This window comes from Curtobacterium sp. MCPF17_001, assembly GCF_003234615.1.
GTDB lineage: Bacteria > Actinomycetota > Actinomycetes > Actinomycetales > Microbacteriaceae > Curtobacterium.
Genome location: NZ_QKSL01000004.1, coordinates 14,484 through 26,468, shown reverse-complemented (window position 1 = coordinate 26,468; position 11,985 = coordinate 14,484). Strand labels below are relative to the sequence as shown.

The 11,985-nt window shown below is 71.6% G+C and carries 11 protein-coding genes; 8 read left to right on the top strand and 3 right to left on the bottom strand.

Features of this window, described 5'->3' with window-relative positions:
• The first annotated feature begins 405 nt into the window (after positions 1-405).
• A complete protein-coding gene (holA, locus tag DEJ24_RS05215; protein WP_111077597.1) occupies positions 406-1,425 on the top strand; it encodes a DNA polymerase III subunit delta in 1,020 nt (339 codons plus the stop codon).
• 580 nt (positions 1,426-2,005) lie between these two features.
• On the opposite strand, the gene rpsT is transcribed toward holA, so the two are convergent.
• The gene (gene rpsT, locus DEJ24_RS05210; RefSeq protein ID WP_110903137.1) at positions 2,006-2,266 is read right to left on the bottom strand and encodes a 30S ribosomal protein S20; all 261 of its coding nucleotides are present in this window, start codon (positions 2,264-2,266) and stop codon (positions 2,006-2,008) included.
• A gap of 203 nt (positions 2,267-2,469) precedes the next feature.
• Here rpsT and DEJ24_RS05205 point away from each other — a divergent pair, with 203 nt between their 5' ends.
• The 3 genes from DEJ24_RS05205 (at position 2,470) to DEJ24_RS05195 (ending at position 6,211) form a co-directional block, all read left to right on the top strand.
• Positions 2,470-3,636 (top strand): pyridoxal phosphate-dependent aminotransferase, encoded by a 1,167-nt coding sequence (locus tag DEJ24_RS05205; RefSeq protein ID WP_111077734.1) that lies wholly within the window; start codon positions 2,470-2,472, stop codon positions 3,634-3,636.
• Between the two features lie 83 nt (positions 3,637-3,719).
• Positions 3,720-5,567 carry a translation elongation factor 4 gene (lepA, locus tag DEJ24_RS05200; RefSeq protein WP_111077596.1) on the top strand — a complete coding sequence of 616 codons (1,848 nt, stop codon included), beginning with the start codon at positions 3,720-3,722 and terminating at the stop codon, positions 5,565-5,567.
• Positions 5,564-6,211 (top strand): DUF1990 family protein, encoded by a 648-nt coding sequence (locus DEJ24_RS05195; protein ID WP_258366249.1) that lies wholly within the window; start codon positions 5,564-5,566, stop codon positions 6,209-6,211. Before lepA ends, DEJ24_RS05195 begins: the two co-directional genes overlap by 4 nt.
• 221 nt (positions 6,212-6,432) lie before the next feature.
• On the opposite strand, the gene DEJ24_RS05190 is transcribed toward DEJ24_RS05195, so the two are convergent.
• Entirely contained in the window at positions 6,433-7,125 is a 693-nt protein-coding gene (locus tag DEJ24_RS05190) for an HAD family hydrolase (RefSeq protein ID WP_181432889.1), read from the bottom strand.
• 29 nt (positions 7,126-7,154) lie between these two features.
• Between DEJ24_RS05190 and hemW the strand changes: the two genes are divergently transcribed.
• Entirely contained in the window at positions 7,155-8,372 is a 1,218-nt protein-coding gene (gene hemW, locus DEJ24_RS05185) for a radical SAM family heme chaperone HemW (protein WP_111077733.1), read from the top strand.
• A 27-nt stretch (positions 8,373-8,399) separates the two neighbouring features.
• Here hemW and DEJ24_RS05180 read toward each other — a convergent pair whose 3' ends face one another.
• Complete coding sequence (locus DEJ24_RS05180) at positions 8,400-8,885, bottom strand: DUF4870 domain-containing protein (RefSeq protein WP_258374604.1); 486 nt, start codon at positions 8,883-8,885, stop codon at positions 8,400-8,402.
• Between the two features lie 119 nt (positions 8,886-9,004).
• On the opposite strand from DEJ24_RS05180, the gene hrcA reads away from it, so the two are divergent.
• The 3 genes from hrcA to DEJ24_RS05165 are packed head-to-tail and all read left to right on the top strand — an operon-like array spanning position 9,005 to position 11,952.
• Positions 9,005-10,027, top strand: a complete 1,023-nt coding sequence (gene hrcA, locus DEJ24_RS05175; RefSeq protein WP_111077594.1) for a heat-inducible transcriptional repressor HrcA — start codon at positions 9,005-9,007, stop codon at positions 10,025-10,027.
• Positions 10,028-10,075: 48 nt separating this feature from the next.
• Positions 10,076-11,188, top strand: a complete 1,113-nt coding sequence (dnaJ, locus tag DEJ24_RS05170) for a molecular chaperone DnaJ (protein WP_111077593.1) — start codon at positions 10,076-10,078, stop codon at positions 11,186-11,188.
• On the top strand, positions 11,188-11,952 hold the full coding sequence (locus DEJ24_RS05165) for a 16S rRNA (uracil(1498)-N(3))-methyltransferase (RefSeq protein ID WP_111077592.1): 765 nt from the start codon (positions 11,188-11,190) through the stop codon (positions 11,950-11,952). Before dnaJ ends, DEJ24_RS05165 begins: the two co-directional genes overlap by 1 nt.
• The last annotated feature ends 33 nt before the right edge of the window (positions 11,953-11,985 follow it).

Below are 11,985 nucleotides of genomic sequence, written 5' to 3'. Positions count from 1 at the left end.
GCCCGTGGACGTCGTGAAGGTCGCGCACCACGGGTCCGCGGACCAGGACCCGGAGCTCTACCGACAGCTCGCGGCCCGGGTCGGCCTGATCGGGGTCGGTGCGGACAACGACTACGGGCACCCGACACCGAGCGCCCTGCAGATGCTCGCCGCCGCCGGGACGGTGGCGTACCGCACGGACCGGTCGGGGACGGTCGTGGTGCGCGGCGAGAGCGACGATCCGGGCGCGGAGGCCGGGGCGGACTCCGGTGCGCAGAGCCGGGCACCGGTCGCGGTGTGGACCGAGCGCGACGCCGGGGCGTCGGCTGCCGCCCGTAGGATCGGTGCGACGCCGACCGGCACGGCGCCGCCGATGCACCGGCCCGGCCGTCGTCGTCGTCGCCCAGCACCACCGGAAGGACCCGCATGCCCGCCAAGAAGCCCGCGCGCGCCGCAGCGAAGATCGACCAGATCCCGTGGTCGGCGATCCGCCCGGCCCCGGTCGTCCTGGTCACCGGGGCCGAGACGTTCCTGGCGGAGCGGGCGATCGGCATGCTCCGCGACCTGCTCGTCGGCGAGGACCCGGCGCTCGAGGTGCACGACCTCGAAGCGGACCAGTACGCCCCAGGGCTGCTGTCGACGCTGGCGAGCCCGTCCCTCTTCGGCGAACCCCGACTCGTCCGCGTCACGAACGTCGAGAAGTGCACCGACGCCTTCATCACCGAGACGATCTCGTACCTGCAGAACCCGGCCGACGACGTCACCCTGGTGCTCCGGCACGGTGGGGGAGTCCGGGGCAAGAAGCTCCTCGACACGATCCGCAGCGGGGTCGGTGGCGGCATCGAGGTGCAGTGCGACGAGATCAAGCGCGACACCGACCGGATCGACTTCGTCAACGCCGAGTTCCGCGCTGCCCGTCGGAAGATCGCACCCTCCGCCGTCCGGACCCTGGTGGCCGCGTTCGCCGACGACCTCGCCGAACTCGCCGCCGCCTGCCGACAGCTCCTGGCCGACGAGGCCGCGGAGATCACCGACCGGACCGTCGACAAGTACTACGGCGGCCGGGTCGAGACGAACGCGTTCAAGGTCGCCGACATCGCCCTGGCCGGACGGTCCGCACCGGCGATCGTCGAACTCCGGCACGCGCTGGCGACCGGAGAGGCGCCCGTACCGATCGTCGCCGCGTTCGCGAGCAAGATCCGCACGATGGCGAAGGTCAGCTCCTTCCGCGGGTCGAGCGGGCAGGCGGCCTCGGCGCTCGGCATGGCGCCGTGGCAGGTCCAGCGTGCCCAGCGGGACGTCGCCGGGTGGAGTGAAGCAGGCCTCGCGAACGCGATCACGAGCATCGCGGCCGCCGACGCCGCGGTGAAGGGCGGGTCCCGCGACGCCCATTTCGCGCTCGAGGTGATGGTCCGCACCATCGCACGACGCGGCGAGGAGCGCTGACCGGCACGGGCCTCCCGGCCGTCGGCGGAGCCGCTCCTGGGGGCGCTCCGCTGCCAGCGTGTGCGATGACGCCCGTCCGGTGCCCGGCCAGTGGCGGTCCGGTGTCCGGCCGCGCCCGTCGGGTGTCGGCCGCGCCCGTGGTTCCGATCGGCTGCGCCCAACCGGGTCCGGATCGAACCGCGGCATCCCGCGGTTCGGAGTGGTTGCTGTTGGGCGCAGCCGGTGGGCACCCGATTCGCCGCGGCCAGCGCCCGGGTCGGAGAGGCGGCGCGAACGCCTGCTGTGCTGTCGGTGCCCGGCCGCACCCTGCGGTTCCGATCGGCTCCGCCCAACCGCGTCCGGCCCGAACCACGGCATCCCGCGGTTCCGACTGGTTGCTGTTGAGCGCAGCCGAACGGCACCGGCCCGCCGCCGCGGCCGCGCGCGGCCTGCCGCGGCGACCCGCGGCACCGGCCCACCGCGGCGACCCACGGCACCGGCCCGCGGCCCCGCACGCGGCCTGCCGCGGCCGCCGCGGCCGGGAACGACGAAGGCCCCGCACCGAACGGTGCAGGGCCTCCGAGACGGTCAGACGCTCAGATCAGAGCGCGGAGACCTTCTTCGCGATGGCCGACTTGCGGTTCGCGGCCTGGTTCTTGTGGATGACACCCTTGCTCACGGCCTTGTCGAGCTTCTTCGACGCGAGCGACAGGGCGGCAACGGCCTTGTCCTTGTCGCCCGTGGCGATCGCCTCGTTGGTGTGGCGGATGTACGTCTTGAGCTCCGACTTGTACGCCTTGTTGCGGTCGGTGGCCTTCTGGTTGGTCTTGATGCGCTTGAGCTGCGACTTGATGTTCGCCATGCGTGTTGCTCCTGGTTTCGTCTCGGACGGGTGGTTGCGATCCCGGGTAGAGGGGCCCTTCGTCGCATCGCGTTCCACCCGTGGGCGACGGAACGCGTAAGCCAGCGACTGACGTTACCAGGTCGACCCGTCCGGACCAAAGCCCGACACGGGCCGCGCGGCGCCGAGACGGGCACGTGATCCCGAGCGGATACGGTGTCGGCATGCCGTCCCTCGCACCCCGCATCGACACCGTCCCACCGTCGGGCATCCGCCGGGTGTTCGAGCAGGCGGCCCTCCTCGACGACGTGACGATGCTCGTGATCGGCGAGCCGGACGTCCCCGTCGCCAAGCACATCGGCGACGCCGCTCGTCGTGCATGGGCCGAGGACCGCACCGACTACGGGCCGAACGGCGGCATCCCGCAGCTGCGTCAGGCGATCCAGGACAAGCTCCGCCGGGAGAACCGGATGGACGCCGACCTCGAGCAGGTCTGGGTCACCGTCGGTGCGACGCAGGCGCTGTTCACGGCGATGACGCTCGTGCTCTCGCCCGGTGACGAGGTCCTGGTGCCCGACCCCGGCTACACCACCTTCACGATGAACGCCCACATCATCGGCGCGGACCCGGTGCCGTACCAGCTGTCGCCGGCGCACGGGTTCGAGCCCGACCTCGCCGCACTGGAGGCGCGGATCACCGACCGCACGCGCGCCATCATCGTGAACTCCCCGTCCAACCCCCTCGGCACCGTCTTCGGCGAGCAGACGCTGCGCGACCTGTTGGCGCTGGCGAAGCGCCACGACCTCTGGGTGATCAGCGACGAGGTCTACGAGTACTTCACCTACGGCACCCACCACGTCAGCCTGGCGTCCCTCGACGAGGACGACCGCGTCTTCTCGGCGTTCTCGCTGAGCAAGACGTACGCGATGACCGGCGTGCGGGTCGGCTACCTCGTCACGCCGAAGGGCCTCGGCCCGACGATGCGGACCGTGCAGGAGTCGATCATCAGCTGTGTCGCGGAGCCCGACCAGTGGGCGGCCCTCGCGGCGATCGTCGGCGACCACTCGTCGGTGCAGGACGCCCGCGAGCACTACCGCGAGAACCTCGAGGTCGCGACAGGGGTCCTGGACGCCGCCGGCATCCGCTACCTGGACCCGCGAGGAGCGTTCTACCTGTGGATCGACGTCTCGCACGCGGCCGGGGGCGACGTCGCGGAGTGGGCCCTGGCGTTCCTCCAGCGCGAGCGGGTGGCGGTCGCCCCGGGCAGCGCGTTCGGCCGGACGGGTGAGGGGTGGATCCGGGTGTGCCTCGCGGCGTCCGCGGAGGACCTGCGCCGGGGACTCGGCGCGCTGCCGGTCCCGACCGCGGGCACGCACGCGACGGACGCCTGACCAGAGCCGTACCCGCCCGGTGCGCGCTGTCGAGGCGTGAGCATGGGACAATCGACGGACCGTCCGACCCACCCCGAGGAACCGTGAGCCCACAAGCATCTGCGCCGCTCGAGCCCGCCTCGACGCCGGCCGCCGCGATCCGCAACTTCTGCATCATCGCGCACATCGACCACGGCAAGTCCACGCTGGCCGACCGCATGCTGTCGATCACCGGCATCGTCGAGGACCGGGCGATGCGCGCGCAGTACCTCGACCGGATGGACATCGAGCGTGAGCGCGGCATCACGATCAAGTCCCAGGCCGTCCGCATGCCCTGGGAGCTCGACGGCGAGACCTTCGCGCTGAACATGATCGACACCCCCGGGCACGTCGACTTCTCGTACGAGGTCTCCCGCTCCCTGGCCGCGTGCGAGGGAGCGATCCTGCTCGTCGACGCCGCGCAGGGCATCGAAGCCCAGACGCTCGCGAACCTGTACCTGGCGCTCGAGAACGACCTCGAGATCATCCCGGTCCTCAACAAGATCGACCTGCCGGCCGCCGAGCCGGAGAAGTACGCCGCCGAGCTCGCGCAGCTCATCGGGGGCAAGCCGGAGGACGTCCTGCGGGTCTCCGGCAAGACCGGTGAGGGCGTCGCCGAGCTGCTCGACCGGGTCGTCCGCACCGTGCCCGCTCCCGTCGGCACGGTCGACGCCGCACCCCGCGCGATGATCTTCGATTCGGTGTACGACAGCTACCGCGGTGTCGTGACCTACGTGCGCATGATCGACGGCTCGATCAAGCCGCGCGAGAAGGTCCAGATGATGTCGACCAAGTCGACGCACGAGATCCTGGAGATCGGGGTGTCGAGCCCGGAGCCGACCCCGACGAAGGGGCTCTCCGTCGGCGAGGTCGGGTACCTCATCACCGGCGTGAAGGACGTCCGCCAGTCCAAGGTCGGCGACACGGTCACGAGCGCGCAGCGTCCGGCGACCGAGGCTCTGGCCGGCTACACGGACCCGAAGCCGATGGTCTTCTCGGGCCTGTACCCGATCGACGGCAGCGACTACCCGGTGCTCCGCGAAGCGCTCGACAAGCTCAAGCTGTCCGACGCGGCCCTGGTCTACGAGCCGGAGACGTCCGTGGCGCTGGGCTTCGGCTTCCGCTGCGGGTTCCTCGGCCTGCTGCACCTCGAGATCATCACCGAGCGGCTGCGGCGCGAGTTCGACCTCGACCTCATCACCACCGCCCCGAGCGTGGTCTACGAGGTCACGACCGAGGACAACGAGGTCACCGAGGTCACGAACCCGTCCGAGTTCCCGACCGGCCGCATCCTCGAGGTCCGCGAGCCGATGGTCCGCGCCGCGATCCTGGCGCCCAAGGACTACGTCGGCGCGATCATGGAGCTCTGCCAGCAGCGGCGCGGCTCACTGCTCGGTATGGAGTACCTCGGCGAGGACCGGGTCGAGATCCGCTACGAGATGCCCCTCGGTGAGATCGTGTTCGACTTCTTCGACCAGCTGAAGAGCAAGACGCAGGGCTACGCCAGCCTGGACTACGAGCCCGTCGGTGACCAGGCCGCCGACCTCGTGAAGGTCGACATCCTGCTGCAGGGTGACCAGGTCGACGCGTTCAGCGCCATCGTGCACCGCGAGAAGGCGTACGCCTACGGCACGCTGATGACCGAACGACTGCGCAAGCTCATCCCGCGCCAGCAGTTCGAGGTCCCGATCCAGGCCGCGATCGGCGCCCGCATCATCGCCCGTGAGAGCATCCGTGCCATGCGCAAGGACGTCCTGGCGAAGTGCTACGGCGGTGACATCACCCGCAAGCGCAAGCTCCTCGAGAAGCAGAAGGAGGGCAAGAAGCGCATGAAGACGATCGGCCGGGTCGAGGTCCCGCAGGAGGCCTTCATCGCCGCACTCTCCGGCGACGTGGAAGAGAAGAAGAAGTGAGCCGCGGACACCAGCACCGCACGGCGTTGACGTACGGGGCCGTCGGCGCGACCCAGGCGTCGGACCTCATGACGTACCCGCCGGAGGGCTTCGTACCCGCCGAGTCGCGCGCCCGCATCGGGCACGGCGACCAGCGCTTCGAGACCGCCGTCATGCAGGCGCTCACCTGGCAGATCCAGGAGCGCAGCGGGATGGGCGTCCGCGTCGAGGACACGCCCGAGGACGACGAGGTCCGCTACAACCCCGTCACGTTCGACGAGCAGGGCGTCCCGATCGCCCCCGCCTCGATCGGCACGCCGCGGGTGGAGAAGACCACGCCCGACGGCACCCCGTTGATCACGGCGGGCACCACGGCGACGCTGACGATGCACGCCTTCGGGCAGACCGTCCAGGCGCCGGTGCGGGTCGTCGCGATCATCGACGAACGCGACCGCAAGGGCTTCGCCTACGGCACGCTCGACGGCCACCCGCTCTCGGGTGAGGAGTCCTTCGTCGTCGAGCGGACCCCGGACGGCTCGGTCTGGCTGCAGGTCCGCCAGTTCTCGCAGCCGGCCAGCCGCAAGTGGCGCTTCGTCGCGCCGCTGCTGCGCCGCCAGCAGCGGGTGATGGCGGAGAAGTACCTGGCCGCCCTGCGCGGCGACTGACCCGACGGCGTGACCGGTCCCGGCAACCGGTCACGTGCCTCCCGGCCGGGAGGCCCGCCCCGCGCCCCACAGGCAGCGACGCGCCCGACAGGCAGTCGCGCGCCGACGAGCCCGACAGGCAGCAACCGGGCCGCCCGGCAGCCACGCGCCCGCCCGGCAGCCCCGCGCCTGACCGGCAGCCACGCGCACGACCGGGACCCGCAGGCAGACCACCGGTCTGCTCAGGCGAGCGGCGCCAGGCCCGCGATCGCGTCCTCGATGAGCCCCGTGTCCTGGACGAAGTCCCGCGCCACGGCCACCGCGCTCGTCCCCTGGAGCGCCGCCACGTCGTACGCGCCGGTCGCGACCGCCACGAACGGGATCCCGACCGCATCCGCTGCCTCGCCGTCGCGCGGGGTGTCCCCGACGATGACCGCCCGGGTGCCGGACAGGGCTGCGGCGGCGACGGCGGTGATGCCCGCGCGCTCGACCTCGGTGTCGCCGAAGTACGAGTGCTCCCAGTCGAAGACGTCGACGTCGAAGCCCGCGCCGAACAGTTTGACGCGAGCGCGGTACGCGGAGTTGCCGGTGAGCAGGCCGTTCCGCCAGCCGAGGTCGGCGAAGCGTCGGACCAGGTCGATCGCGCCGGGTGCCGGGGTGCGTCGATCGCCGGAGCGGTGCCGTTCCTCGGACAGGTCGCGGAGGTGTCCGCTGACGGTGGGGACCAGGTCGTCGTCCAGGTGGTGCGCGCGGACGTGCTCGACGATGATGCCGGCGTCGGTCCGACCGTGCTGGTGGCCGACGAGCTGCGGGAGGTCGCGGCCGAGCGCTCGTTCGAGCGCCAGGTGGTACAGGTTCCCCGGTGACGCGGCGTTGCGCACGAGGGTGCCGTCGATGTCCCAGAGGACCGTGGTGGTGACCGGATGGTGCTCCATGCCGTCCATGATGACGGACAATGGACTCCATGCCGAGTGCTCTCCCGATCGCCGATCCCGCTCCGTCGGACGGACTGGTCGAACCGGCACCCGGAGCGGGTCAGGTGCCGTTCGGCGTCTACGTCCACGTGCCCTTCTGCCGGGTGCGGTGTGGGTACTGCGACTTCAACACGTACACGGCCTCCGAGCTCCGCGGAGTCCGGCGTGACGACTACGCCGGCCACGCCCTCCGTGAGATCGCGTTCGCGGACCAGGTGCTCGAGCGCTCCGGCGTCCCGCGGCGGCCGGTCTCGACGGTGTTCTTCGGCGGCGGCACCCCGACGATGCTGCCGGCGTCCGACCTGGCGATGATCCTGCGGGCGATCGACGACACGTGGGGGATCCTGCCCGGTGCCGAGGTCACGACCGAGGCCAACCCGGACTCCGTCGACGCCGAGTCGATCGCGACGCTGCAGCGCGCCGGGTTCACCCGGATGAGCTACGGCATGCAGTCGGCGGTGCCGCACGTGCTGGCGACCCTCGACCGCACGCACGACCCCGAGCGGGTGCCGGTGGTCGTCGACCTCGCGAAGCAGCAGGGCCTCGACGTCAGCCTGGACCTCATCTACTCGACGCCGGGGGAGTCGCTCGACGACTGGCGCACCTCGCTCGACGCGGCGATCGCCTGCGCGCCGGACCACGTGTCCGCCTACTCGCTCATCGTCGAGGACGGGACCGCGATGGGCCGTGCCGTGTCCCGCGGCGAGTTGCCCGCCCCGGACGACGACCTTGCGGCGGACATGTACGAGCTCGCCGACCAGGTGCTCCGTGACGCGGGCTACGACTGGTACGAGGTCTCGAACTGGTCGCGCGGCCCCGGACACGCCAGTCGGCACAACCTGTCCTACTGGAAGGGCCACGACTGGTGGGGCATCGGCCCGGGCGCGCACTCCGCCGTCGCCGGCACCCGCTGGTGGAACGTCAAGCACCCGGCCGCCTACGCGAACAAGGTGCTGCAGGACGTGTCCCCGGCGGCCGGGCGCGAGCGACTGGACGACGAGACGCGGTACGTCGAGCGGGTCCTGCTCGCCGCGCGGGTCCGCGGCGAGCTGCGGATCGACGAGCTCCGCCAGGAGGCCCGTGGCCGCGTCGCCGGACTCATCGCCCGTGGTCTCGTGGACGGCCGGGCAGCGCTCGGCGGGACGCTGGAACTGACCCTGCCGGGACGGCTGCTCGCCGACGCCGTGGTCCGGGACCTGCTCGACTGACCGGTCGGTCCCGCCTGCCCGTGCTCGCTACTGCTTGATGAACTCGATCGTGAGCGGGTACCGGTAGAACTGCCCCTGGTTCGCAGCGAGGGCGGCCAGGATGCCGAACACGATCGACACGATCCCGGTGGCCGTGATCACGAGGAACCCGATGCCGAGCACCGACGTCAGGATTCCGGCGAAGTAGGCGATGGCCATCGTGATGTGGAAGTTCAGTGCCGCCCGGGTGTGCTCCCGGACGAAGTTGCCGCGGTCCCGCAGGACGAGGTAGGCGATGACCGGCACCAGGACGTTCGAGAAGATCCCGCCGACGTGCGTCAGGGTCGCCCAGAGGCGCTGGTCCTCGGGGGTCATCGGCTGCGGGGGCTGGTGACCGGTCGGGTACTGCTGCCCGGGCTGCTGCCCGCCGCCGTACTGCCCACCCGGGTACTGCCCGCCGGGGTACTGCCCGCCGGGCTGCTTCCCGCCCGGGTACTGGTCGCCCGGGCCGCCGGGTCCGTGTCCGTCGCTCATGCCCGCAGCGTACCGATCGACCGGTGGGGAAGTCCCGTCCCGTCGGCGGTCGGGCGTAGGATCAGCACTCGGCATGTGAGAGTGCCAGCCGGACGGGTCGACACGAGCGGAGGGAACCGATGGTCAGCGAACGGAGCCTCGAGGTCCTCAAGGCGATCGTGCGCGACTACGTCGCCTCGCGCGAACCCGTCGGCTCGAAGACCATCGTCGAGCGCCATGCCTTCGGGGTCAGCGCCGCCACGATCCGCAACGACATGGCCCAGCTCGAGGACGAGCAGCTCATCACCGCCCCGCACACCTCCTCCGGCCGGGTGCCGACGGACAAGGGGTACCGGGTCTTCGTCGACCACCTGGCGGCCGCGCGTCCGCTCTCCGGCGCGCAGCGGCAGGCGATCGAGACCTTCCTCGGCGCCTCGAACGACCTCGACGACGTCCTCACCCGCACCGTCCGGCTGCTCAGCCAGTTGACGAACCAGGTCGCGCTCGTGCAGTACCCGACGATGGGCCACGCGCGTGTCCAGCACGTCGAACTCGTCCGGCTCGCGGACAACCGGTTGATGGTGGTCCTCATCACCGACACCGCCCGGGTCGAGCAGCGCGTGATCGAGACGGACGTCCCGTTCGACGAGTCCGCGCTCTCCGAACTCCGCACCCTCGTCAACGGCGCGACCGTGGGCCTGCTGCTGCAGGACGCTCCGCAGGCGCTCCGTGCGATCCCCGGCCAACTCCGACCCGCGGTCCAGCCGCTCGCCGGCGTCGTGGTCGCGAGCCTGGTCGAGCAGGTCGCCGCCAACCGTCAGGACCGCCTGCTGATGGCGGGTGCCGCCAACCTGGCGAAGAGCGAGCAGGACTTCTCCGGCGGGCTCTTCCCCGTGCTCGAGGCGATCGAGGAACAGGTCACCCTGCTCCGGTTGTTCGGCGAGATGCAGGTCGACGACATCGCCGTGGCAGCGAGCATCGGGCGTGAGAACGCCGAGTACGGTCTCGACGCCACGAGCATCGTCGCCGGCGGCTACCTGGCCGCCCGCGGTGAGATCGCCCGTCTGGGCGTCCTCGGTCCGACCAGGATGGACTACGGCACGAACATGGCCGCGGTCCGCGCGGTCGCCCGCTACCTGTCCCGGCTGCTCGGCGAGAACTGACCGCCGGACACCCCCACCCCGTCCACCCACGCACCCCCTGAGGAACACTTGGCAGACCACTACGACGTCCTCGGCGTCCCGCGCGACGCCTCCGACGCCGACATCAAGAAGGCGTACCGGCGGCTCGCTCGCGAACTGCACCCGGACGTGAACCCGAGCCCCGACGCCGCTGAGCGCTTCAAGGACGTCACCCACGCGTACGACGTCCTCAGCGACCCGGAACAGCGCCGTCGCTTCGACGCCGGCCCACAGGACGGCGGGTTCGGTGCCGGCGCCGGCGGTTTCAGCGACATCTTCGACGCCTTCTTCGGCGGCGGCGGTGGCGGTGGTGGCCGGGGGACCGGTCCCCGCAGCCGTGCCGAGCGCGGCGGCGACGCCCTGCTCCGGCTCGAGGTGGACCTGGACGAGGTCGTCTTCGGCACGCACAAGGACCTCGAGGTCGACACCGCCGTGCTCTGCGACACGTGCGGCGGTTCCTGCTGCGCGCCCGGCACGAGCCCGCAGACGTGCGACATCTGCGGCGGGACCGGCCACATCCAGCGCCAGGTCCGCTCGCTCCTCGGCAACGTCGTGACCAGCGCTCCGTGTGGCACCTGCCGCGGCTACGGCACGGTCATACCGAACCCGTGCCCCACCTGTCAGGGTCAGGGCCGCGTCCGGGCCCGTCGCACCGTTCCGGTGGACGTGCCCGCCGGCGTCGACTCGGGCCTCCGCCTGCAGATGCCCGGCCAGGGCGAGGTCGGCCCGGCCGGTGGACCCGCCGGTGACCTGTACCTCGAGGTCCGCGTCCGCCACCACGACGTCTTCAGCCGTGACGGAGACGACCTCCTCGCGACGCTCGAGGTCCCGATGACCGACGCCATCCTCGGTGCGACGACCACGATCGACGGCCTGGACGGTCCGGTCGAGCTCGAGCTCCGTCCGGGCGTGCAGAGCGCCGACGTCCTGGTCATCAAGGACCGCGGCGTCACGAAGCTCCGCGGCTCGGGCCGCGGTGACCTCAAAGTCGGCATCCAGGTCGTCACCCCGAGCAAGCTCTCGCACAAGGAGCGGCAGCTGGTCGAACAGCTCGCGAAGTCCCACAAGGCCGGTGCCCCGCAGCTGTCCCGCTTCCAGCAGGGCATGTTCGGGAAGCTCCGCGACCGGTTCTTCAACTTCTGATGGCCTCGCTCTACCTCGTCGACACGCTCGACGGCGTTGCGGTGGGCGGCCAGGTGTCGCTCGAGGGCGCCGAGGGGCGCCATGCCGTGACGGTCTCGCGTGTCCGGGTCGGGGAGGAGCTCAGGATCTCGGACGGACGCGGCACCGTGGTCGCCGGTACGGTCGCCTCGGTCGGCAGGGACTCGCTCCTGCTCGCCGTCGCGACCGTCGGCGTCGAACCGGCTCCGCGTCCGTCCCTGACCCTCGTGCAGGCGCTCGCCAAGGGCGGCCGTGACGAGATGGCCGTGCAGGCCGCGACCGAGATCGGTGTCGACCGGGTCGTGCCGTGGGCAGCCGCGCGCAGCGTCTCGCGCTGGGACGGCCCGAAGGTCGAGAAGGGCCGTGCCCGGTGGGCGGCCATCGCGCACGAGGCAGCGAAACAGGCGGTGCGCTCGCGTGTCCCCGACGTGGTGGCGCCGGTGACGACGGCGCAGCTCGCGGGCGGCGCGGGAGCGGCAGCACCGGCGGACGGCCAGGAGGCCCGCCGGCAGCTGGTCCTGCTCGAACCGACCGCCTCGGTGCGGCTCGCCGCCTGGGAGCCGCCGACCGACGTCGACGAGATCGCCCTGGTCGTCGGGCCGGAGGGTGGGATCGAGCCGTCGGAGCTCGAGCGTCTCGAATCGGCCGGCGCGGTGCGGGTGCGACTCGGCGACACCGTGCTGCGGACCTCCACCGCCGGACCGGCGGCCCTGGCCGTCCTGCAGTCGCGGCTCGGACGCTGGTGACTCCGTCCGGCGTGGATCGGAGCACCGGAGACA